We start from the raw sequence: 21408 nt of genomic DNA, 5'->3' as shown, positions 1-21408 counted from the left end.
AGGTTTTCAAAGTTACGACTAGACGTGACTTATAAGTTTGTTATGCCGCTCATACCAAAAGAAGATTGGTATAACACCGTCGATGATATTTCGATACTTGCCTTTTTCCAAGGCTATCCTTCCCAACTGGATACAGTGTTTTATCATAAGTATGCCTTTGTTGGTTCTCGCTTGAATTTTAAAGACCGTATTTTAGCAGGAGAAGTTGATGGATATAAGCGATTTTGGTATGAGTCATGCGAATTCCCTTATCAAGCAGATGAAATCTATTCATCTAAAAGGGATGCTGCCAAAAATGGATATAGCGAAATGGATTGTCTAAATAATTAGAAGGGGTGTTGCTTTATGGTGTCCTTATTAAAGGAAGAAACTCATTCACAACCGATTGGAAGTATCACTTGTACATTAGTTACTCCTTTATATCGAAAAGAGGGTGATAGATTAATTGAAAGCAAAGAATACTTAGATAAAGGAACCACGAAGTATTTATACCATATTGAAGGTAATATCGGCGAAATTGAAGGTGGTTTATACATTAAAGATATAGATAGGAAGCAATTCATTATTAGTCTCGGAGAACTTGAAGTATTAGGCGATCATGTTCGGACATGTTCAAGAAATGGCATCATCCTACGCAAGCTCAAAAAAGGAATGAAATACAGAGTTGTATCCATTCATCAAAAAGAAAACGGCGTTATGATATACGGAATAAATGACAAAGAATTTATTAGTAGCGACGAAGAAATTACTTTTCAGAAGTTTATTCCACAACTCCCTTTGACGAAGCATGTTTAAAAGCGTAACAACCGAGCGAAATTTGCGACTATCGGCATATAAGGTAAAATAAAGGTATAGAAAGAAGTTTCTAGGAAGGGAGTCATGTATATGAAACTATGTAAGAAAAAGTCATTTATCGCAGCATCCGCATTAGCATTGGCTTTAACAGTACCAACTGTTTTCAATCCAATAACTGAAGTAAATGCTGAAACATTACAACAAGAATTACGCACATCGGTTTATACGGTTGCGGCGGTAAAAACATTTAAAGATGTACCAACAACTCATACGTATTATGACATTATTAATGAGATGGTGAACAAAGGCATTATTACAGGCTATGAAGATGGCACATTCAAGCCGAATCAAATGATTAGCCGTCAACATGCGGCGGTCTTAGTTAGCCGCGCAACAGACCTAAAACCAACTGTACCATATCAACAATATCGGGATATTCCACCAACACATGTTTACCATGACCAAATTAAAGAACTTCAAATGGCGGGTATTTTTGAAGTGGATAGTAGAAGATTCTTTAATCCAACTCAAAATATGACGCGCGGCGAAATGGCGAAAGCGTTAGCCATTGCTTTTAATTTGGATATTCCAGAAAAGGTAACGGAACAAACATTTAAAGATATCCCAATGGAACATCCTTTTGCTTCATATATAGAAGCCATTCAAAAAGCTGGCATCACAACTGGATTTGAAGATGGCACGTTCCGCCCAGCAGAACCGTTATCTCGTATGCATTATGCGGTTTTCATGTACAGAGCCATGAATAATATCGGACTGCCAACTGAGGAAGATGAAAAAATTGAAGATGATTCGGATCTTATTATGTTAAATACTTCTGATGAAATCGCAAAACAGTTAATCGCTATTTATAAAGAAAATCAAGATGTATTTACGGAAAGAAAGCCGTTTCTAGTGAATTCTTTTGATTTGAATCCTAAATCTTTAAAAATTTATCAAGAGGGATTAGACGAGTTACGTTCGTTAGACTTAAAGATACAACCAATGACTGGATTTGCTTATGCTCATGAAATTCAAGTAACTCGAGAAGGATATAAAAACCCTATCAAGAGACTACAAAATGTCATGTTATATTTCATAGGTCATGGGGAGGATATGGGTAAAATCAATTTCGATTATCGTGAAAAAGATGCGGAACAATTAGCTCAAGCATGGTTAAAAATCGCGTACCCTAAGAAATTCGTTGATATTTTGAGTCCGATGATTGCAGAAAAAGCGGAAGAGGCAAGAATAAATAGAAATGATGTTTTCTTCGAAAATATGGAATTGATTTATATTGATGGGTATGAAATCCAAATAGGTGTCAACCAATTGAAAGAGGAATTTATTATGCATGTACGAGAACCACAATATAAGTGTCTTGAAATGGATGGCATTCGATGCAAGAAACACGATTATGCAAATCCATTATGGTAAAGAATTACTCACTTAGAAAGGGGGTGAAAACTGATTGAAAAAAAATATCGGAAGTAAATTAAGAGTATGGTTAATTATTGGCTTTATTGTAATCTCTAACTTTTTACCCTATCTTCCATCATGGCCAACGATAACTGCACAAGCAGCCAATGACAGTATTCCCATGTATGATTGGACAGTAAATACATTATTATATACAGATGTGCTAACTCCTGGACCTGCGGGTCGTCAAAATGGATTTATGGCGAATCATTTAGGTCGGTTACAATGGTTCGGGCCATTACGATATCCAACGGTTTATCGTGGTCATGTAGAGGATGGCGCAACACCTTTGCCAGAATCCAATGAATATTTTAACGCTGAAGGACGTTGGGGAGATCATACAGTTTACGCCTATAAGAAACCGTTTTATTATCTACTAGCTCCTGTTGATGTCAATTTTGCGAAACCAAATGAGCCTGTGCACCCTAGTGAAGAAACAGAAACATTTAACGTACAATTAATTGAGATGTTTGATGAAACCGATATTGAACGAATGTTTAACGGAAATCCTGAGTACGTTTTAAGCTACACACCAAAATATAATTTTAGTACGTATACAGGGGAAGTACTTGGAACTTATTACTACATTCGAGAGTTAGCAAGTTACAGTGGTGGTGAAGCATCAAACGAATGCAGAAGTAGCAATGAAACCTGTCTAGAAATCTATCAAACGGATTATCCAGACATTACATCATTCACGTTGCGCAATACCAATGATTATTCGACTCCGAATAAACCGATATTCATGGATTTTGAAGGATTCGAGTATGTTGCAAATGATAGATATGGGAATGTGCGTGACCGAGTCTATTATAAATTAGAGGTAATTGAGGGACCTTCAATTGTCGGTCAAAAGGTAGAAGGAAATTTGATTACGAATAAAGGGGTTGATAATCCTGAAAAGCCACATATGAATCGCTATGACGGAAGTTATATCAGCCCTACAGCCTTAACGCAATTCACGCCAACCGCAGAAGGAACCTATAAGGTACAATTAACCATCACCGATGCGGTTATGCGTACAGCAACAGCCACTGTAACCTTTACCATTGGCCCGAATGGTGGACCTGGTGCTCCAGATGATGGTGGAGGAGAATATGGTTCGTGTGCAGTCAATATCTCGACCAATGCAACTCAAACTATACAAAGCTCCCCAGCGGATATATCACCAGTATTTGAAATCTCTAGTATTATCTAGTAACAATCAATAAAAATACGCACCTTGTCTAACAAAGTACGCAAAAATTATCCTCATTTCTTCTCTTTTTTTGGAAAGATCACGTATGATAGACAGATGATGAAGTCTATAACCAATACAATAGTCCACAAATTTAAAACACGCATAAGTGGATCAATTTCTTCCCCAACATACCATATCATAAGGCCAAGGAGGCTACATCCAATGATATACGCTAAAAGATGGCGGCCCCACATCTTCATTTCATAAACAGCTTTAGCCTTGCCATATAATATTTTTTTCTTGGAAGGCTTCTTTAATATCCAACTTTGGAATTTGCTGTCTGCCCAGGCAATCATAGATTTACCGTAAGCAATGGATACACCAATATAAATAGCAGCAAGACCATGGGCAAAACTTGCTGTGGCTCCGTTTTTCAAATCGATTGCAGTTAGTACTAGCAATGCAAAATCTATAACGGGTGTGAGTAAGAAAAAGAAGATGCTGAGTCTATTTCGTTTCCATATATATCGAGTGAAAAGCCCTGCCATAATCACAATCCAGAAAGCAATTTCAGCGGCAATGATCCAAAAGAGCATTCAATAGCTCACCTCACAATTTATTTAATACATCTGTATTAAAATAATACTACGTTTTATTATTTAATACAACTGTATTAAAACATGTTATAATAAAAACATGCCAAAAATTGTTGACCATGAAGAAAGAAGAAAAATCATCGCGAAAGCAACTTGGAATGTAATTGCAAGGGAGGGGTTAGGTGGTGCTTCTGTTCGTTCGATTGCAAAGGAGGCGAATCTTTCACTAGGAGCTGTTCGTCATTATTTTCAAACGCAAGAAGAATTGTTGGAGTTTGCGATGCAGCTCGTTCAAGAACAAGTAACAGAACGAATCATGGAGCACATCCAAAGCCCGCTTCCTCCTAAAGAGCAAGTGCTCAATATATTAATGGAGTTGATTCCTCCTGAAGAAAAGAAAATAGAAATGCAAGTATGGCTAGAGTATATCTCCTATAAAATTCGCAAAAAGGAGTTACAAAAAGAATCAGTGCATGAAGCTATTGTGGGGATTTTACATCGTTTGCAAAAAGCGGGTTTATTAAAAGAGGATATCCTGTTGGAAGAAGAAATTGTTTTGTTGCATGCGTTAATTGACGGAATTGCTTTACATATATTAATGGGGCTGGTTCCAATTGAAAGAGACCGCATACGCTATTTATTGGAGAAAGAGTTGAATCGAATTTTTGTGGAATAGTTGAATGAGGAGTGCAAGGTAAAGTGTTCGCAGCCCTGCATGAATAGAGTGAATCACATCTATATGGAATTGTTTAGCGAAGGGAGTTACTTCATGCACATTTTTGCCCATAGAGGCTATTCATCAAAGTATCCTGAGAATACACTCGCGGCTTTTAAAGCGGCGGCAAAGCTGAAGATTACCGGTGTCGAGTTGGATGTTCATCTTACAAAGGACAGAAAAATTGTTGTCATTCACGATGAAAAAATTAATCGAACGTCCAATGGAAAAGGATACGTTAAAGACATGACGTTGGAAGAATTGCGGAAGTTTGATTTTGGTTCTTGGTTCCATCCAAAATTCCAGGGCGAAAAAATCCCTATATTAGCGGAAGTGCTTGATTTATTCAAAGATACTCATCATAAGATAAATATTGAATTGAAATCAGATAAATTTCTCTATCCAGGGTTGGAAGATCTTGTCTTACAAGAAGTAGATCAATTTCAATTAAGAGATCGGGTCATTATTTCTTCCTTCGATCACGAAGCTGTTAAGCGAATGGCAGAGCTAGCACCAGATATTGAAACGGCTCCGTTGTTTTCTTACAGCATATTAAACATGAAGTGGTACCGGACTTTATTTCCAGCAAATGCTCTTCATGTAGCATATAGGGCAGTAAGGCGGCGTTCGGTATTGGAGGCATTAAAGGCTGGGATACCTATTAGGGTATATACAATCAATGATAAAGAACAAGCGAAAATGTTACTGCATTTAGGAGTGGCAGGAATCATTACGGATTGTCCAGAAGAACTGTATGAAGTTCTAAAGAAATAATTAATAAAGCAAACCTCTTTGAAAGAGTCGAGATTCAAAGAGGTTTTTTCTATTTTCAAGATTGAAAAGGTAACTGGAAGAGAAAAATTGGTGAAATTGTGATGGAACAATTAGGTGGGAAGAGCAAGGTAAAAGTTTCCAATTCTATTTTGGCGAATGAAAATAAACAATTAATCATGTAAATTAAATGAAAAAAGAGCCTAACCGAAAAGTGCCAAACTTTTGGTCAGGCTCAAATTCTTTTATTCAATCTTTTCGTGCGGTGGTTTACATCGTTGCAATTGTTTTGTGAAAATACGTAAGCGTCAGTCAGTAGAAAAGCATCAACATAAGCTTTTAATTCACTTTTGTTACCACTTAGCAACATGTTCCTCAATACAGCCTAACATTTGTTGAATGATGAGGGTACTTCCATCTTCCAATTTGACTTTACCGTTATAATAGCCAACTAGCTGATGCACTTCTGATTGCACAAGCTTTAAATCGGTTTTTGCTACCCTTTCAAAAAATGGATGGAAGGTAAGCATGATGGAGTCGGTAAACTTTGTTGTAATGTACCAAGGTTTTTTGAAATTAGAGCGATCATATTCAAAAATGACGTCTTCATGGATTTTTGTCATTTTTCCATCTACGAATACAGCGTTTTCTGTCATACCTGTACCGTCCGTCCACTTACCTCCAAAATTTAACCCTACTCGCTTATTGCGAAGTCGCTGGGAAGCATTTGCCCAATTCCATATCACTTCCCGTGGCCAGACACCTCTTCCAAAATCCAATACGCTAAAACATTCTTCCTCATGAAACTCATATCGCTTATTTCCAAGTTTGATAAATCCTTTCGTCGGCAGTATGTGATGCTTTGCGGTAAATTGGAAAGTATGGCGGTTCCAAGGTACGACGACATTCAACGATTCATCGTCAACAGGATGCAAGATCTTTAAATTGACATTTAGAGGTTCGTTGTCAAAGTTATCGCAACTAACCGCTAGCAATGTTTGATTTTGAAAATTAGAGATATTGACATTGATTTCGCCGTTTGTAAATCGAATTGGTTCAAGTACACGAGTTGGCATTTTCAATTTTTTTACAACGCCTAATGGAATAGTAACGGTTTTTTCAAAGAAACGTTGAGTTTCATATTCTAGAAAGTAAATAAAGCAAGAAACAGCGTAATCAAAATGACAAATCGTAACAGAAAATAATACATCTTCTCCGTAACAACACCAATAATTCCATTTCTTCTTTCGCATAAAATGTCCAGATAAATTACATTCGATAATTGGTTTTCTAGCATAACCAATAGCAGCAGGATTTAAATTTCCCTTTTTATCGCATAAACGAGTCCACTCAAAAATTTCTCTTTCAGCATGCTGCACCAATGTCAACATCCTCTCAATCCATAATTCAAAAGAATTCCCTAATAAATATATGATGAAATTTCAAAAATTTACCATTAAAATAATTTGGATACATAGATATTCATAAATAATATTGTATCAGAATTTTACAATTTTTTCTTGATTAGAACAATATGTAGGAAGTTCAGAAAACAGCGATTTATTCATAAGATGATGGAAAAAAGGAGGTAAGCAAATAGCAATTTATTACAATCGGCAAGCAGCTGTCGATTATGCAAGAACTTGGTGGGATTCGTTTAATCCAAATTATCCTATTTTTACAGTGGATTGTACAAATTTTGTATCACAAGCGCTGCGTGCAGGAGGAGCTCCGATGTCAGGTTATCCGAATCGAAACAAGGGTTGGTGGATTACGGATGGCTGGAAAGTTGGAGCGAGAGAATACTATTATCCAAATGAAACATGGAGTTATAGTTGGGCGGTTGCTCATAGTTTAAGATGGTATTTGGAGAGTGCTAAAGCAGGGTTAACGGCTAAGCGTGTTTATACTCCTTCCGAATTAGAACCTGGAGATGTAATTTTTTATGACTTTCAAGGGAATGGAGTCATCGATCATAGCACTATTGTGACAAGCGTGATTGATGGTGTTCCTTACGTTCATGCCCATACAGGACCTAGTGCGGACCGACACTATGATTATTCCAATTCATATGCCTATACGCCAAATATACAATATTATTTCTTTAAAATAGATGATATATTCTATTAACGTTTTCGACCGAATAGGAAGTGTGTTATATAATAAAGAATAGAGGCTCTAATAATGGATATTTAAATTCAACAAGTTTTGTGATAAGGTTGTTTGGAGATAAACGTAATAAAGTTCAACCTATATTTTTAAGGAGAGTAATGAACGAATGAATGAACAAGCGTTAACGGTAAGAGAAGCCATTATCGGAAGACGATCGATTAAAAAATTCAACGGACAGCCTGTAGATCGAGCGGATTTATTGCAAATTATAGATGATGCCGTTTGGGCGCCAAATCATCAAAACCGTGAACCTTGGCGACTTGTCGTGGCATGTGGTAAAGAACTGTTCCAACTTCATGATTTACTGCGCAATACAACGATTCCGGATTGGAGAACGCTTTCGGAGGAAGAAGTAGAAAAACGCATGCAAAAATTCACAACACCAGGTGGTTATGTGTTTGTGATTGTTCCAGAAGACCCTCGCCAAAAGGAACGATTAGAAGACTTTGCAGCAGCATGTGCACTCATTCAAAATATGATGCTTCTAGCATGGGATTACGGCATTGGATCTTGTTGGAAAACTCCGGAATTTTTAGATAAACCAGATTTTCGTAAAGCACTAGGAGTAAAGCCTGGAGAACGAATTGTAGGCATGGTGCAATTTGGTTATTTTGATGAACTGCCAAAAGGAAAAGATCGTAAAAAATCTGACGAGATTGTGACAATTTTTGGTGAGAACGAAGAAGAGCATAAAGAAGAATAGATGCAATGATTAAAATACGAAAAAAATGCGCCTCCGATTTGGTTAATGCAAGCAAAACAATTCGGAGGCGCTGATTTTTTAATCAACCTGACGACTTAAGGTTAAGTGGGTCAAGCTTTGATTTTCTGTTTTTCTAAACAATTGCATAAAAATTCATCTAACCGTCTTTGCATAAGACGCAAATTGCGATGAGAAACTTGGCATATACCGCCATTTGTCATAATGACAATGCGATCTTTTTTATTTATTTCTTTTACATGCTGTAAATTGATGACGTAACTTTTGTGGCATCGGAAAAAGCGGTCATCAATTTTCTCAATTTCTTTTAGTTTCCCATAATACTCATAACAGCCATTTTTTTCATAGAGCATGATTTTATGAATGATATGGGATGTTTCAAAATAGTAAATATCGTCCAATAAAATATTTTTAATTTTTTCTCCTATTTTAATTTGGAAAATGGGTTCTTCCTTCGATTCACCCAGTTGTTTATAACGCTCGAAGGCCACTTTTAAAGCATCGATAATTTGTTTTGATAGTAGAGTGGGGCTATCTTTTACGATAAAGTCCAATGCAGCGATTTTATACGAAAAAGTAAGTTGAAGTTGATCTGCGTGTTGTGTAATAAAAATAATGTTGGTCAATGGATCTTTTTTGCGTATTGCAGCAGCTAACTCCAAACCCCTCATCTTTTCATTATTTAGCTCAATGTCGAGAAAATAACAATCCCCTCGTTGCTCTTCAATAAAACTTAACACATCCTCGGCATGCCCTGTAGATAATACAATTTCTATACTAGGTTCATGAAAAGTTGAATATTTTAAAATTTGAGATTGAATAAATTGTCGATGTTCATAGTTATCTTCACAAATTACAATATTCACACTCGGCACCTCCGTCTAGCGAAATTCTAATTCTTGGATAAACCATCCATTTTCGATGCGAGTATTCATAGTTGCATTCGGGTATTTATGCAATAGTTTTCTTACATTGACAAGTCCGATTCCGCGTCCTTCCCCTTTTGTAGAATAATATCCTTTAAATAATAGATTCATATCCGGCATTTCATCAAAAGTATTTTTTATGACAATTAACATTGATGAAGGAGTTTGAATGAATCCAATTTGAATTTGTTTAGTAGATGCTTTTTCACTTGCTTCAATTGCGTTATCAATTAAGATTCCAATGATTCGTGATAAGTCAATCATATCAGCGGGAGCTGTATGGACCTCTTCCGGAATTTCTAGATGAACATTTATCCCTAATTGTTCAGCAATGAGCAGTTTTGAAGCGATTAACCCCTTTAACTCCATGAGTTTTAAGTTTTTAATTTGGCAAAATGCTTTGTTGGTTAGGAGTGTTTGCTGTTCTACTTTTAAGATTCGAGATTGGAAATAATGTTTTAATCCTTGTATGTCTTCTGTTTCGATAAATGTTTGCAGTGTAAAGAGGATATTAGCATAATCATGGCGAAAATGCTTCATATCTTCATTAATTGTTTCAAGCGCAACAATATAATTTGACAACTGATTCTGTTTCACCATTTCCATCTTTAAATGCTGATTTTTGTGGAATTGACGTTGCAACAAATACAGCACGGTCAATAGAATAACGAGATACAGAAATTGTGTAAAAAAATAAACATATATCCAAAAACTATCTACCATTAATGTGCTAAAAAAAATGTTTATCAGAAACACTATGAATGAGGAACATAAAATAAAAAAAATAAATAATTGCATATTCATAGTGAAATTAGTAAATTCAATTCCTTTATTTAATCGCTTGAAGAAAATATATACAAAGATTACATTTAATAGAATCATAAAAACATGCTCTAGCCAAGCGAAAGCGTTTAACTCAATTGGCAACATGAAAATTTTCGTTAGAGAGTATGAAATCATTTGTCCAATAATTAGTAATAACACATGATAGAGAGCTTTAGTTGTTCTCGTAATATAGAAAAATACAACACAAATCGTAATGAATGATATAAAAATCCCAACCCAAACAGGAAAAAAATAATATGAGATGAGGGAGGGAAGCACAATCAAAAGCATGATATAAAATACATTTTTTAATGAAAAACTAATGTTTAACGTGTAATGAAGGGCAATAATCGTGTATAGAGTCCCAATCAGCCCTAAACTATATTGGATAATATGAATCTTCCTCTCTAAAGGAAAAAGTAAATTTCCTAGAGTATCTATCAAAATATCTATTTTTCGGAATTTTATAATTTCATAATTTTGCAATTTTTATGGGATAAATATACTATCAAAATAATGATAACAAATATAAAAAGATATTCATAAGAAAACTCATAATCGTTCTATTTAACCTCATTAACGTTATTGATAATCAGTTGAAAATCAACGATATTAGAGAGTTTATCTATATTGGAATAATAATGAAGGAAAATATAAACGATCCAAAAAAGTAGTGAAAAAGAACTATGATTATTATTTCGGAAAAGATAATTTTATATGGATGAAAGACTTGACTATATTGTTTGTATCTTAAAAAAGAACATTAGAAAAGAAACCATAGTAATTTTGATTTATTATTTTTATTTGAGGATAGTATTAATCGATAGAACAATGATAAGGGTGGTCAAATTGATTACGATGATAAAAAAAGGATTACAAACGATTTCACCCCACGAAAAAATTCAAGAAATTCATCCAGTATCCGGCGGCGATATTAATAAAGCATATTATGTGCTAACAAATCAACATGAATATTTTGTAAAGCTGAATCAACAAATGAATATCGGCTTTTTCCAATTTGAAGAGCGCGGGCTGAAAATGATTCAGGGGACCGGTACAATCAATGTACCAAATGTATTAAGTTGCTTAGAAATAGAAGGCATTCCCATGCTTTGGCTAGAGTGGATTGAAGGGAAAAAGACTTATGAAACGGATGCGCTATTAGGAGAACGTCTAGCAGCACTTCACCTTGCCGATGCAAAAGGATATGGTTTAGAAGGGGAAAGTTATATTGGAAAGTTGCCGCAACAAAATCGATTGATGGATGATTGGGTAGAATATTATCGGGACGTGCGTTTAGTTGGCCAATGGAAGCGGGGAAAAGCTTCAGGTACAATGGGACAGACACGCGAAAAAAGGCTTGTAAAACTGATGGAGAGATTAGATGAGTGGATTCCGAGAACACCAAAGTCTTGCTTATTGCATGGGGATTTGTGGGGAGGTAATTGGATGACGGGTCCGGAAGGGGTTCCGTATTTAATTGACCCTGCAATCCTATTCGGAGATCATGAAATGGAACTTGCTTTTACGGAATTATTCGGTGGTTTTTCTCGACGATTTTACGAGGCATATCAATCGGTATTCCCGCTTTCACCAGAATATGAAGAGCGCAAAGAATTGTATCAACTCTATTATTTATTAGTACATTTAAATATATTTGGGGAATCATATGGTCCATCGGTGGATCGCATATTACGCCGATATGTAGGATAAAAGCATATTATAGGGGTGTCTAGAAAGTCGTATAACTTTCCAGACACCCCCACTTGTCCAATAATCTTTTACTCTTTGCTTCTGCGGTTGTCGAGACAAGATTCCGCAATCTTCGCTGTCTCAAAATGAATTTGTTATGAATGATTTTTATGTTTTTTCATTCGATCAACAAGGAAACCGCCTTTAAAGGATTTCGGTTCATAGGAAATAATGAATGCTTTTGGCTCGATGGAGTTAACGAGTTCAAAGAGCTCTTTCTCACGATTTCGTTTTGCTAAAATCTCATATTTGTAACGTTCGCTGTCTCGTCCTTCACCAACGTAGGTTGTAACAGCAAAACCGTTGGAGCGGAGTGTATTAATTAATTCATGGTTTTTCGTTTGAGTATTGATGGTTACATACACGTAACCAATCGCTAATTTATTTTCAATTTTCGTTCCTAAAAAGATACCTAATCCAAAGCCGACTGCATATACAATCATTGCAAGAAAACTTTGATCCCCGCTGAATACGAGGGAAAGCCCAAAGACGTAAATGAGCATTTCTAACGTTCCAATCATTGCTGCTAGGAACGTTAAGTTTTTGACTAAAAAGATTGTGCGCAATGTAAGCAATGGAACATAAATCAACTGTAAAACTAAGATGAGGAGAATATTTGTCATCCTTAATCCCTTTCTTTAGCGATTATCGCTTTTAGTATTGTACTCATAACTAGGCATTGTCTAAGATACTTATATCCATTGTAGCTAAAATGCAAAGAATTTCCTGATTGTGTCAATAATTTGAGTGAAAGTGTTTCTTCAGTGAATGATTTTAATCCGTTTCCGGTAATGCTATGCAATAATATTGATATTAACAGAAGATAAAATGTTTTGTAAGAAAAGAGTGATAATAAATGAGTAAATTTGAATGGAGAAAACATTTAAAAGAACTTTACTTGCCCGGCACACAACCAACCACTATTCATGTGCCATCGATGAAATTTTTTCCGATTGATGGCAAGGGAAATCCGAACGAGAAACCATTTCAAGAGCATATCGAAATTCTTTATGCTTTATCCTATGCGATTCGAATGATGCCGAAAAAGGGGATTACGCCGGAAGGGTATTATGAATATACCGTGTTTCCATTGGAAGGGCATTGGGATTTGGATGAAGAGGGGAGAACGAAAGATTATTTGGATAAAAATCATCTCGTGTATAAATTAATGATTCGGCAACCGGATTTTGTAACGGAAGAATTGTTTCAATATGCACGGGATACGGTGAAGAAGAAAAAGCCGGATTTGGATGTCAACCAAGTTCAATTTGAAACGATTTCGGAAGGGTTATGTGTACAAGCGATGCATATCGGCAGTTTCGATGATGAATGGGAAACTTTCGAACGGATGGAACAGTATTGTGCAGAAAATAACTTAAAGCGGGCAGAAAAAACCCATAAAGAAATCTATATTTCAGATCCGAGAAAAACGGCACCGGAAAAATTAAAAACAGTGTTAAGGTTTAAAGTGGAAGAAATGAAATAGGGGTTTATCAGTTATTGTAGCTTAGGATAAAATGGTGGGTCTCCGTGCAAGGATATTTTGATTACTTTCACTGGCTGATTAGCAGAATGTTAGAGGGGCATAGCAGAAAGTAAATGAAACTGCTATGCCCATTGATTTTATTTGGCATGAAAAAGAAATATTTTTATTTATTTAATGAAGTTTCCAACGAGCCAGCCTCCATCTTCCTGCTGCTAGTCCAGTTCACTAAGAAGATTCCAGTAAATATGCAAAGACCTCCGATGGTCACATACCAATTAATCGTTTCATCTAATATTAACCATCCAGAAAGAACCCCGAAAAATGGTGCCAAGAACAAAAAGGCGCTTGTTTTGCCGGGATCGCCTTTTTGAAGCAAATAAAACCAGCCTGCAAATTGGACGATGGATGCCATAATGGCGAGCCACAATACGATAGAAATGGATGTGCCGGTTATTCGGAAGTAGGGATTTTCTAAAATCAGACTTCCAATTAACAATATGATGCCGCCAAATAACATTTGGTAGGCCGTCAATACCCATGTATTAAATTCATTTCCCCATTTTTTTATGAGCAATGTGCCAATTGCCCATGAAACTGCAGATAGAAATGCGAGGATCGACCCGATTTCAAAACTTAACTTCGCCCCAAGGGTTATGAATACTCCAATAAAACCTAATATCACACCTGTCCATTGGCGTAGGTTATACGATAATTTCATAAAAATCGTTCCAAAGATAACGACTAAAAGTGGGTTCATAAATGTTAATATGGAAGATTGCCCCGCTGAAATTGTCCTTAAGCTGAGAAAGATACATGACATAACGCCAGCTGTTTGAAAGGAACCGATGACAGCGATTTTGATCCATTGGAAAAAGGCTTTAGGATGAGGGATTCTTAATAATCGAACAGCGATGGCCATAATCACTCCTGCTAAAGAAAAACGTATGCCGACTAATAAAAGCGGTGTTGTATATGAAAGGCCAATCTTACCGATAGCAAAAGATGAACCCATTAAAAAGGTTGTTAAGATGACTAACATGCTAAAAAGCCATTTGTTCATTTTAAATCCCTCCCCATAGAGATTGATTCATCATTAAGCGATAACAGGATATAAATTTAGAAGATTATTAATATTCGATAAATTAAAATCAAGAGATAGACTATCATTACATATTCGTATTAGTCAACTAGTAGACATTGAGAAATATGAACAGAGGGGGATAAAATAGTATGGTTTCTACGTTTCTATAGATATTTGGTGAATTGTAGAGGGCAGATTAGCGAACGAAAGCAAAAATAAAAAGCGTTGCAAAAAAGAACGCCTTTAGAACACATCAGTCCAAATAAATAACCCCATCATCGACAATAGTTTATTTCAACAGAACAACACGCATGCTTTGAAGAATATAACTACCTTAATTCTTGAATCTCCTTTAGAGATAGCCCAGTGATTTTTGAAATGGATTGGATATCCATTTGTTCAGCAAGCATTTTTTTTGCAATTTCCATTTGCAGCTTTTTTGCTCCTTTTTCAAAGGCTTCATCTTCACGACGTTTTGCTTCCCGCACTTCCACCTCCTCTTCAAGTGTTTGCTTCAAGCGTTCCTCATAGACTTCCATTTCATCTTTTGACTGGCTTAACTCTTTCCAACGATTCAATGCTGCTCGAATGTGGTCATCCCTTAAAGAGATTAGATCTAACTCTTTATAAATGTCGTTATATACATTTCCATTGCGATGGTCAACGATTGCAAGCAGTAAAAGCCATCTTGCCTTTGCGTCGTTCCAAGGATCGATTTTTTTCGCTTCAAAATCCCGTATTATTTTTGGATATTCGATGAAATGCAATTCGAATACATCGGGGAGGGGAGTGCCAGTATGTTGCTCTTGCAAAAGATAAACCGCATGAAAGTTTTCGGTTTGATTGAATAATTCATAGCTTAAAAGGTTGATGAAAATAACAGGTTGCAAGTCGTTTTCACTTTGTTCTGCATAGGCTTTCGTTGCGTAATAAAGAGAGCGTTTTACAATATCGAAACGATTAAAAAAGTTAATTAATATATGCAGTTTTTTGCTGTCTTTTGTAATACCGATAAAATGGACGGGTGCTAGTATATTTTCTTCATAAAAGTAATTGGATGGAACGGTGATGCGTTGAATCTTTTGTCTCGGCTCTCGGTTCAGGATCTCATTTAAAAAAGTGAGCGTCACGTTATGATGCTGTTCCCAGCCAATCACCTTTTGGAAGGCAACATCAATTTTCAAATCCATCAATTTTTGAAGAGCTGCTTTTTTATAGTTGCTCAAACTCATCACCTCGTAGGAATCAGGAATTCTCTTACACTACTTTATCGTTTAATGATTGGTGCTATGACAGCGGTCGGCGGCAGATATAAATAAATCCAGATGTCCTTTGGTAGTTGTGTTTATCAAGGTTTACAGGATGAAACCGTAATTGGATATAAGTCGAAATGGGAATGTGAATTTCAAGCTTTCTTTGAGAGGTTTGATGTACTTTGGTGCAGTCGTTACGAAAGAACAAGTGAGGGGGTTGCCTTTTATTTTAAAGCTACATCCATTGTAATGATATGGATGTTTCCACAGTATAAAATAAAAAAGCGTGGTTTCAACGGCCACGCTTTTTTGTAGTTTTAACTTTGTTTCGCTTGAACTTTTTTCTTCCGCCAAGGTTTTAAGTACGAAATAACGAAGATGAAAATGGTTACGGTGATTTGGAAGAACACTGCAGATTGCATGACTTTATGGTTTTGAACGAAAGTTGGATTGCTGATTGCCATTTCTTTTTGCGCTTCCAACAATTCCATATTTCTCACCATTAATTCGTCAACAATAAAAATACCGACGATTGTTTGGATGATATATAGAACAAATTTAACGCCAACCCATCGATGCTTAAAAAATCCCCAATTGGTGAAAAAACCGTAAACAAATCCGATTAATAAAGTCCCTACAGCACCCAATCGAACGATATAATCGCTAAGGATAATCATATTTTTATAGCCGAGATAGGATTCATCATATTTTGTGAAATCAATATGTAAATTTAATACAATCGAACTTAAAATGCCTCCGAAAAAGACTACTACTAGAAACACATGGATGATCTTTAACCACTTCATGCCTTTTGGGCCGATTTTTTTCATATTATTAAACCTCCGAGTTGCTTAATGGATGGATGATTATTAACACAAGAATGATTATAGTAGGAACATAATAAGCTTTTAATGAGCGGCAGGTGTATTTTTCTCTACATCTATGGTCTTACGCAAGAGTGGAGTCATGACTATATCAATCAATGAACTTATACATTCTGTTAAATAAATTCATTTTGTTGTTTACTATCTGTCCATTACATTTTCATTCCGTTTCCATTACAGTTATGGATAACAGGACAACAGCTGGACATATTTGGAGGAAGAGAATATTTAAATTAAACAATACAAGGGGTGTATAATATGGCAGTTGAACAAAAAATTCGTGAGTTACAACATTTTATAAATGGTTCGTTAGTGCCTGGAACAAGTGGTCGTTTTTCGAATGTGTACAATCCGTGCACAGGAGAAGTTATTGCACGCGTACCACTTGCGACTCGAGAAGAAGTTCGACATGCGATTGAAGTGGCGAAAAATGCTTTTCCAAAATGGAAGGCGATGTCTGGCGGAAAAAGATCTGAGATTGTGCAAAGATTCCGCCAACTGATTGCAGAAAACCAAGAAGAATTAATCGAAATTATTTGTGAGGAAAGCGGTAAGACGAAAGAAGACGCTCGTGGAGAAATTCAGCGCGGTTTAGAATCAGTAGATTTAGCGATTAATGCTCCACACATGGTAAAAGGGGAGTATTCCGTAAATGTAGGTGGCGATATTAATGCATTCTCCCGCAAAGATCCTCTTGGAGTTGTGGCAGCTATTTCACCGTTTAACTTCCCAGTTATGGTGCCGCTTGCTCAAACAAGTATGGCGGTTGCCGTAGGAAATGCCGTTATTTTAAAACCATCAGAAAAAGTGCCGATTTCTGCGCTATATATTTCAAACCTTTGGAAAGAAGCAGGATTACCAGATGGTGTATGGACGGTTATTAATGGAGATAAAGAGGCGGTAAATGAATTGCTAGAAAACGATACAGTACAAGCGATTCACTTTGTAGGTTCAACACCAATTGCGGAGTATATTTATCACACTGGAACGAAATATAATAAGCGGGTAGCGGCGCTTGGCGGCGGTAAAAACTTTATGATTGTCATGCCAGATGCGGATTTAGAAAAGGCGGCAAATGCATTTATTGGAGCGGCTTATGGTGCAGCTTCCCAGCGTTGTATGGCACTATCAGGAGTAATTCCAGTGGGGAAAGAAACGGCAGATAAACTCGTTGCCATCTTAAAAGAAAAAATCGAGAAATTAAAAGTAGGTCCATATACAGACGATAATGTAGACTTCGGTCCGGTTATTTCGAAAGAATCAAAAGAAACGATTCTTGGCTATCTTGAGCGAAGCCTAAAAGAAGGAGCAAAACTTGTAACAGATGGCAGAAATCCTGAAATCTTGAAAACTTTAAATGGTTTCTATTTAGGTCCAACTTTACTAGATGAAGTGACGCCAGATATGGAAATCTTTAAATATGAGGTATTCGGCCCTGTACGAATTGTGGTGAGAGCAGATTCTTTACAAGAAGCAATTGATATCATTAATTCCCATGAACTTGGTAATGGTGTAACAATCTTTACGAACAATGGTGCAGCTGCTCGCAAGTTCCAAGACGAAATCGAAGTAGGAATGGTTGGTGTCAACGTGCCAATCCCAATTCCAGTAGGATATCACAACTTCGCTGGTTGGAAACGTTCAAATTTCGGTACAGGTGTAATGTTCGGTCCAGATCAAGCGAACTTCTACACGAAGAGAAAAACAATTTCTGAAAAATGGCTTGATGTGGATACAGAATCAAAAGTTACATTTGCATTCCCTAGCAATGACAATACAAAATAATTCTTCATTTGGGGTAATAGGTTCTTTGCTTTCCTAAGTAAAAATATAAAAATCCCCCTTATGAGGCTGTCTAGAGAGGGTATTTCCTTTCTAGGCGGCTTTTTTTATGAGATGATGTAGGTTTTCATTGCAGAGAACAATGCGGCCTAGTTTTAAAGAATGCCGCGTCCATTAATATCGATAAATTATCTTAATATAGAGAAGATAGGTAGAAAATCCATTGTTCAATGCAGATTCATAAAAAATGAATACAATAGTGAAATATTTTATGAATGACAATTTCGAGCATTCATGGGAAAATCTTAGAGTAACCGTTTCATACTAGATCGTTATAAAAAGGGGATTAGTTATGAAAATAAGAGATTTTACGCTAACAACCGTATTTTTAGCAATCATTTTATTATTTGCGCTTACACCCATTGGATTTATTCATTTAGGTGTGATTAAAGCTACAATTATTCATATTCCAATCATTATTGCTTCTATTATTTTAGGACCAAGAATTGGGGCTTTTCTCGGACTTGCCTTTGGAATTTCAAGTGTTATTACGAATACAATTGCACCAACCTTATTATCTTTCGCTTTTTCACCAGCTATCCCTGTGTTAGGGACAAGCCAAGGCAGTTTATGGGCGCTATTTATTGCCATTGTGCCAAGGGTGATAGTCGGTATTCTTCCATATTTTCTTTATAAGTTCCTTCAAAAAGTTTTGGCAAAGATGAAATCCAATCTGAAAGTGTCTTTATTTTTAACGGGACTATTGACTACGGTTTTACATACGTTTTTGATTATGGGGTCTATTGCTTTAGTGTTCCATGACGCTTATGCGCAAGCAATGAAAGTGGATAGCGTGCTTGGCGTTATAGCTGCCGTGTTAACGGTGTTTTTCACCAATGGCATTGCCGAAGCCACGCTGGCAGCAGTAGCTACAGCAGTGGTGGTGCCGCCGTTGCTAAAAATCGCGAAGAAATAAGAACGAAAATATTCGGTATTACATGCTACTAAAATTCCGCCGGTTTAATAAATTTGCAGCTAACAAAAGACAGTAGAAAGAGAGCCATCTAGAAAGTTGGGGTTTTTCTAGATGGCCAATTCTTGATTGATTGTTTTCTTTATGGAATTTTTCATTGGCGGTAAAGTTGCTGGATTTGGCAATTCTCAGCTACTTAGACGATGCTTTAAAAAGAAAAAGAGCAAATCAGAAACCCTTTGCTCTCTTCATTTTCTCTTTTTCATATAATAGACACCAGCCCCAATCATCCCAATGACAATCAATGCGATAAACAGCTTATTCGTCAAAATGTTCATGGGATGAAAAGGGGCTTTCTCCATATAAACGGCCTTTACCCAATGTCCGTCATGTTCTACTGCAATGGCTGTTGAAGTGGGAATGCCTTTTATTTCAAAATATTTCGTTCCCTTTTTAAAAAAGTTTGAAGCATCTCCATAATATTCACCTGTCATATCATCCGCTTCAACTTTTACTTTTCCTATAACTTTTCCAATATCCCATTCCTCCACTTTTTCCTCAAGCATTACTTCGTAAATTTTTCCATCCCAAACAACAAAAGGGTATGCCCAATTTAAAGCATGAACAGAAGAAGCGATAAAAAATATAAAGAATAATGTTAAAACCGCAGCTTTTCTCATAACTCATCTCCAATTATGAAATGAAATTACTGGAAGACTGATAGAAAAATAGCATTCCCCAATGGAGAATGCTAATGGTATTTTTATTGATTTTTCGAAGCTGATGAATATTTTGATAAATAGTGATCGTGAAGGGAAAGTAAAGTTTGCAACAATACGTTGGCACCTTTATAACAATCTTCGTAGTAAGTTAACTCTTCTTCACAGTGGCTGCGTCCACCTACACTCGGTACAAAAATCATCGCTGTTGGAACAATGCTTGCAATAAACTGCGCATCGTGGCCAGCCCCGCTGTACATTCTTCTAGTAGAATATCCTAATGATTTGCTTACGGATTCAATTGTATTTACAATCGTTTCATCAAATGGAACTGTATCACGGCCCCAAAGCTTCTCAAAGCTAACGGTACATCCATTCGACTCGGTAGGGAGTGAGTGAATGATTGTTTCCACTTGTTTAATGACGTTCGGATCTTTATGGCGAGATTCTAGCGTAAATTTCACTAGATTTGGCACCACTGTATGAATGTTTGGATGCACATTGACTCGCCCCATTGTATACACGAGTTCTTCATCAAGTTTTCCGAGTTCTTGTTTTAAATGTGTAATTAAATCAGCCGCTAAGAAGAGGGCATCCTTTCGATGTTTCATTGGGAAAGTACCGGCATGGTTGGATTCACCTTTCACTGTAATTTCGTAGCACACCATTCCAACGACGCCTTCAACCACTCCAATTTCTTTCTGTTCGGACTCAAGGACAGGACCTTGTTCAATATGAAGTTCGATAAAGGCTGTTCCTTCTTTCAAACGGTTTTGCTCATCACCTTTAAATCCGCTATTTTCGAGAGCTTCTCCAAAAGTAATGCCGTTTTTATCTGTGGATTTCAGCATTTTTTCTTTATCAAATTTCCCTGTCAGTACGCCAGAACTCATCATCGCTGGGTCAAAGCGGGCGCCCTCTTCATTCGTGAAGTTCACAAGTGTAATTGGAAATTCTAGTTCTATGTTTAAATCTTTCAAAGTGCGAACGACTTCTAACGGTGTCACCACTCCTAAAACTCCATCGAAACGACCGCCTTTTTCAACAGAATCTAGATGCGAACCCATAAGGATAGGAGGAAGATCCTTTTTACCTGGCAGTGTGGCATAAATATTGGCCATGTCATCAATTTTTATGGACATTCCTAACTCTTCACAGCATTTAATAAAATATTTTCGTGCTTCAATATCTTCTTTAGAGAGGGATAGGCGCGTTACACCATTATTTTTCGTTTTCCCAATCTCTGCAAAAGCTTCAATCGTTTCACGAAGTCGATTTGCATTACAAACTTTCATATTCCA

The 21408-nt window shown here is 36.5% G+C and carries 22 protein-coding genes; 12 read left to right on the top strand and 10 right to left on the bottom strand.

From position 1 onward, the window contains the following. Nucleotides 1-24: 24 nt before the first annotated feature. From NSQ18_RS05775 to NSQ18_RS05760, 4 genes are all read left to right on the top strand, one after another. Complete coding sequence (locus NSQ18_RS05775) at nucleotides 25-330, top strand: hypothetical protein (protein WP_016838776.1); 306 nt, start codon at nucleotides 25-27, stop codon at nucleotides 328-330. 15 nt (nucleotides 331-345) lie between these two features. Beyond that, nucleotides 346-795 carry a hypothetical protein gene (locus NSQ18_RS05770; protein WP_339289395.1) on the top strand — a complete coding sequence of 150 codons (450 nt, stop codon included), beginning with the start codon at nucleotides 346-348 and terminating at the stop codon, nucleotides 793-795. A gap of 90 nt (nucleotides 796-885) precedes the next feature. After that, nucleotides 886-2229, top strand: a complete 1344-nt coding sequence (locus NSQ18_RS05765) for an S-layer homology domain-containing protein (protein WP_339289393.1) — start codon at nucleotides 886-888, stop codon at nucleotides 2227-2229. A gap of 34 nt (nucleotides 2230-2263) precedes the next feature. After that, nucleotides 2264-3469 (top strand): hypothetical protein, encoded by a 1206-nt coding sequence (locus NSQ18_RS05760; RefSeq protein ID WP_339289391.1) that lies wholly within the window; start codon nucleotides 2264-2266, stop codon nucleotides 3467-3469. Between the two features lie 53 nt (nucleotides 3470-3522). Here NSQ18_RS05760 and NSQ18_RS05755 read toward each other — a convergent pair whose 3' ends face one another. Continuing rightward, the gene (locus NSQ18_RS05755) at nucleotides 3523-4047 is read right to left on the bottom strand and encodes a hypothetical protein (RefSeq protein WP_339289389.1); all 525 of its coding nucleotides are present in this window, start codon (nucleotides 4045-4047) and stop codon (nucleotides 3523-3525) included. 100 nt (nucleotides 4048-4147) lie between these two features. Between NSQ18_RS05755 and NSQ18_RS05750 the strand changes: the two genes are divergently transcribed. Continuing rightward, entirely contained in the window at nucleotides 4148-4723 is a 576-nt protein-coding gene (locus NSQ18_RS05750; protein WP_016838782.1) for a TetR/AcrR family transcriptional regulator, read from the top strand. Nucleotides 4724-4816: 93 nt separating this feature from the next. After that, the gene (locus NSQ18_RS05745; protein WP_339289387.1) at nucleotides 4817-5536 is read left to right on the top strand and encodes a glycerophosphodiester phosphodiesterase; all 720 of its coding nucleotides are present in this window, start codon (nucleotides 4817-4819) and stop codon (nucleotides 5534-5536) included. A gap of 350 nt (nucleotides 5537-5886) precedes the next feature. On the opposite strand, the gene NSQ18_RS05740 is transcribed toward NSQ18_RS05745, so the two are convergent. Next, a complete protein-coding gene (locus NSQ18_RS05740; RefSeq protein ID WP_016838784.1) occupies nucleotides 5887-6915 on the bottom strand; it encodes a DUF2804 domain-containing protein in 1029 nt (342 codons plus the stop codon). 214 nt (nucleotides 6916-7129) lie between these two features. Here NSQ18_RS05740 and NSQ18_RS05735 point away from each other — a divergent pair, with 214 nt between their 5' ends. Then, nucleotides 7130-7663, top strand: coding sequence for an amidase domain-containing protein (locus tag NSQ18_RS05735; RefSeq protein WP_026019101.1), 534 nt, complete (start codon nucleotides 7130-7132; stop codon nucleotides 7661-7663). 148 nt (nucleotides 7664-7811) lie between these two features. Continuing rightward, nucleotides 7812-8408 (top strand): nitroreductase, encoded by a 597-nt coding sequence (locus NSQ18_RS05730; protein ID WP_016838786.1) that lies wholly within the window; start codon nucleotides 7812-7814, stop codon nucleotides 8406-8408. 110 nt (nucleotides 8409-8518) lie between these two features. Here NSQ18_RS05730 and NSQ18_RS05725 read toward each other — a convergent pair whose 3' ends face one another. Together NSQ18_RS05725 and NSQ18_RS05720 are read right to left on the bottom strand one after the other, a co-directional pair. After that, on the bottom strand, nucleotides 8519-9292 hold the full coding sequence (locus NSQ18_RS05725; RefSeq protein WP_016838787.1) for a LytTR family DNA-binding domain-containing protein: 774 nt from the start codon (nucleotides 9290-9292) through the stop codon (nucleotides 8519-8521). Between the two features lie 15 nt (nucleotides 9293-9307). Then, nucleotides 9308-9958 carry a GHKL domain-containing protein gene (locus NSQ18_RS05720; RefSeq protein ID WP_026019102.1) on the bottom strand — a complete coding sequence of 217 codons (651 nt, stop codon included), beginning with the start codon at nucleotides 9956-9958 and terminating at the stop codon, nucleotides 9308-9310. 1077 nt (nucleotides 9959-11035) lie between these two features. Here NSQ18_RS05720 and NSQ18_RS05715 point away from each other — a divergent pair. Then, nucleotides 11036-11890 carry a fructosamine kinase family protein gene (locus NSQ18_RS05715; protein WP_083839537.1) on the top strand — a complete coding sequence of 285 codons (855 nt, stop codon included), beginning with the start codon at nucleotides 11036-11038 and terminating at the stop codon, nucleotides 11888-11890. 134 nt (nucleotides 11891-12024) lie between these two features. On the opposite strand, the gene NSQ18_RS05710 is transcribed toward NSQ18_RS05715, so the two are convergent. Further along, nucleotides 12025-12552 carry a DUF2179 domain-containing protein gene (locus tag NSQ18_RS05710; protein ID WP_016838790.1) on the bottom strand — a complete coding sequence of 176 codons (528 nt, stop codon included), beginning with the start codon at nucleotides 12550-12552 and terminating at the stop codon, nucleotides 12025-12027. 233 nt (nucleotides 12553-12785) lie between these two features. Here NSQ18_RS05710 and NSQ18_RS05705 point away from each other — a divergent pair, with 233 nt between their 5' ends. Next, complete coding sequence (locus tag NSQ18_RS05705; protein WP_339289383.1) at nucleotides 12786-13415, top strand: GyrI-like domain-containing protein; 630 nt, start codon at nucleotides 12786-12788, stop codon at nucleotides 13413-13415. A gap of 163 nt (nucleotides 13416-13578) precedes the next feature. Here the strand turns inward: NSQ18_RS05705 and NSQ18_RS05700 are convergent, their stop codons facing one another. The 3 genes from NSQ18_RS05700 to NSQ18_RS05690 all read right to left on the bottom strand — a co-directional run bounded on the left by NSQ18_RS05700 (nucleotide 13579) and on the right by NSQ18_RS05690 (nucleotide 16579). Then, nucleotides 13579-14475 (bottom strand): DMT family transporter, encoded by an 897-nt coding sequence (locus tag NSQ18_RS05700; RefSeq protein WP_016838792.1) that lies wholly within the window; start codon nucleotides 14473-14475, stop codon nucleotides 13579-13581. A gap of 350 nt (nucleotides 14476-14825) precedes the next feature. Then, nucleotides 14826-15722, bottom strand: a complete 897-nt coding sequence (locus tag NSQ18_RS05695; RefSeq protein ID WP_016838793.1) for an Rpn family recombination-promoting nuclease/putative transposase — start codon at nucleotides 15720-15722, stop codon at nucleotides 14826-14828. Nucleotides 15723-16066: 344 nt separating this feature from the next. Further along, nucleotides 16067-16579, bottom strand: coding sequence for a DUF2269 family protein (locus tag NSQ18_RS05690; protein WP_168411882.1), 513 nt, complete (start codon nucleotides 16577-16579; stop codon nucleotides 16067-16069). Between the two features lie 312 nt (nucleotides 16580-16891). Here NSQ18_RS05690 and NSQ18_RS05685 point away from each other — a divergent pair, with 312 nt between their 5' ends. Together NSQ18_RS05685 and NSQ18_RS05680 are read left to right on the top strand one after the other, a co-directional pair. Continuing rightward, complete coding sequence (locus tag NSQ18_RS05685) at nucleotides 16892-18418, top strand: CoA-acylating methylmalonate-semialdehyde dehydrogenase (protein ID WP_016838796.1); 1527 nt, start codon at nucleotides 16892-16894, stop codon at nucleotides 18416-18418. A gap of 349 nt (nucleotides 18419-18767) precedes the next feature. Continuing rightward, entirely contained in the window at nucleotides 18768-19391 is a 624-nt protein-coding gene (locus tag NSQ18_RS05680; RefSeq protein WP_016838797.1) for an ECF transporter S component, read from the top strand. 245 nt (nucleotides 19392-19636) lie between these two features. On the opposite strand, the gene NSQ18_RS05675 is transcribed toward NSQ18_RS05680, so the two are convergent. Further along, nucleotides 19637-20068 carry a hypothetical protein gene (locus NSQ18_RS05675; RefSeq protein WP_016838798.1) on the bottom strand — a complete coding sequence of 144 codons (432 nt, stop codon included), beginning with the start codon at nucleotides 20066-20068 and terminating at the stop codon, nucleotides 19637-19639. An 83-nt stretch (nucleotides 20069-20151) separates the two neighbouring features. Next, on the bottom strand, nucleotides 20152-21402 hold the full coding sequence (locus NSQ18_RS05670; RefSeq protein ID WP_016838799.1) for a Zn-dependent hydrolase: 1251 nt from the start codon (nucleotides 21400-21402) through the stop codon (nucleotides 20152-20154). Nucleotides 21403-21408: the final 6 nt, after the last annotated feature.

It is taken from the genome of Ureibacillus sp. FSL K6-0786 (assembly GCF_037965165.1).
Lineage (GTDB): Bacteria > Bacillota > Bacilli > Bacillales_A > Planococcaceae > Ureibacillus > Ureibacillus thermosphaericus.
This window is presented reverse-complemented; position numbering and strand designations above follow the sequence as displayed.

Excerpts from the sequence above, each read along its gene's own strand:
- NSQ18_RS05770 (WP_339289395.1), top strand. The coding sequence starts at position 346 with ATGGTGTCCTTATTAAAGGAAGAAACTCATTCACAACCGATTGGAAGT.
- NSQ18_RS05765 (WP_339289393.1), top strand. The coding sequence starts at position 886 with ATGAAACTATGTAAGAAAAAGTCATTTATCGCAGCATCCGCATTAGCA.
- NSQ18_RS05755 (WP_339289389.1), bottom strand. The coding sequence starts at position 4,047 with ATGCTCTTTTGGATCATTGCCGCTGAAATTGCTTTCTGGATTGTGATT.
- NSQ18_RS05750 (WP_016838782.1), top strand. The coding sequence starts at position 4,148 with ATGCCAAAAATTGTTGACCATGAAGAAAGAAGAAAAATCATCGCGAAA.
- NSQ18_RS05745 (WP_339289387.1), top strand. The coding sequence starts at position 4,817 with ATGCACATTTTTGCCCATAGAGGCTATTCATCAAAGTATCCTGAGAAT.
- NSQ18_RS05730 (WP_016838786.1), top strand. The coding sequence starts at position 7,812 with ATGAATGAACAAGCGTTAACGGTAAGAGAAGCCATTATCGGAAGACGA.
- NSQ18_RS05720 (WP_026019102.1), bottom strand. The coding sequence starts at position 9,958 with ATGGAAATGGTGAAACAGAATCAGTTGTCAAATTATATTGTTGCGCTT.
- NSQ18_RS05715 (WP_083839537.1), top strand. The coding sequence starts at position 11,036 with ATGATAAAAAAAGGATTACAAACGATTTCACCCCACGAAAAAATTCAA.
- NSQ18_RS05710 (WP_016838790.1), bottom strand. The coding sequence starts at position 12,552 with ATGACAAATATTCTCCTCATCTTAGTTTTACAGTTGATTTATGTTCCA.
- NSQ18_RS05705 (WP_339289383.1), top strand. The coding sequence starts at position 12,786 with ATGAGTAAATTTGAATGGAGAAAACATTTAAAAGAACTTTACTTGCCC.
- NSQ18_RS05700 (WP_016838792.1), bottom strand. The coding sequence starts at position 14,475 with ATGAACAAATGGCTTTTTAGCATGTTAGTCATCTTAACAACCTTTTTA.
- NSQ18_RS05690 (WP_168411882.1), bottom strand. The coding sequence starts at position 16,579 with ATGAAAAAAATCGGCCCAAAAGGCATGAAGTGGTTAAAGATCATCCAT.
- NSQ18_RS05685 (WP_016838796.1), top strand. The coding sequence starts at position 16,892 with ATGGCAGTTGAACAAAAAATTCGTGAGTTACAACATTTTATAAATGGT.
- NSQ18_RS05680 (WP_016838797.1), top strand. The coding sequence starts at position 18,768 with ATGAAAATAAGAGATTTTACGCTAACAACCGTATTTTTAGCAATCATT.
- NSQ18_RS05675 (WP_016838798.1), bottom strand. The coding sequence starts at position 20,068 with ATGAGAAAAGCTGCGGTTTTAACATTATTCTTTATATTTTTTATCGCT.
- NSQ18_RS05670 (WP_016838799.1), bottom strand. The coding sequence starts at position 21,402 with ATGAAAGTTTGTAATGCAAATCGACTTCGTGAAACGATTGAAGCTTTT.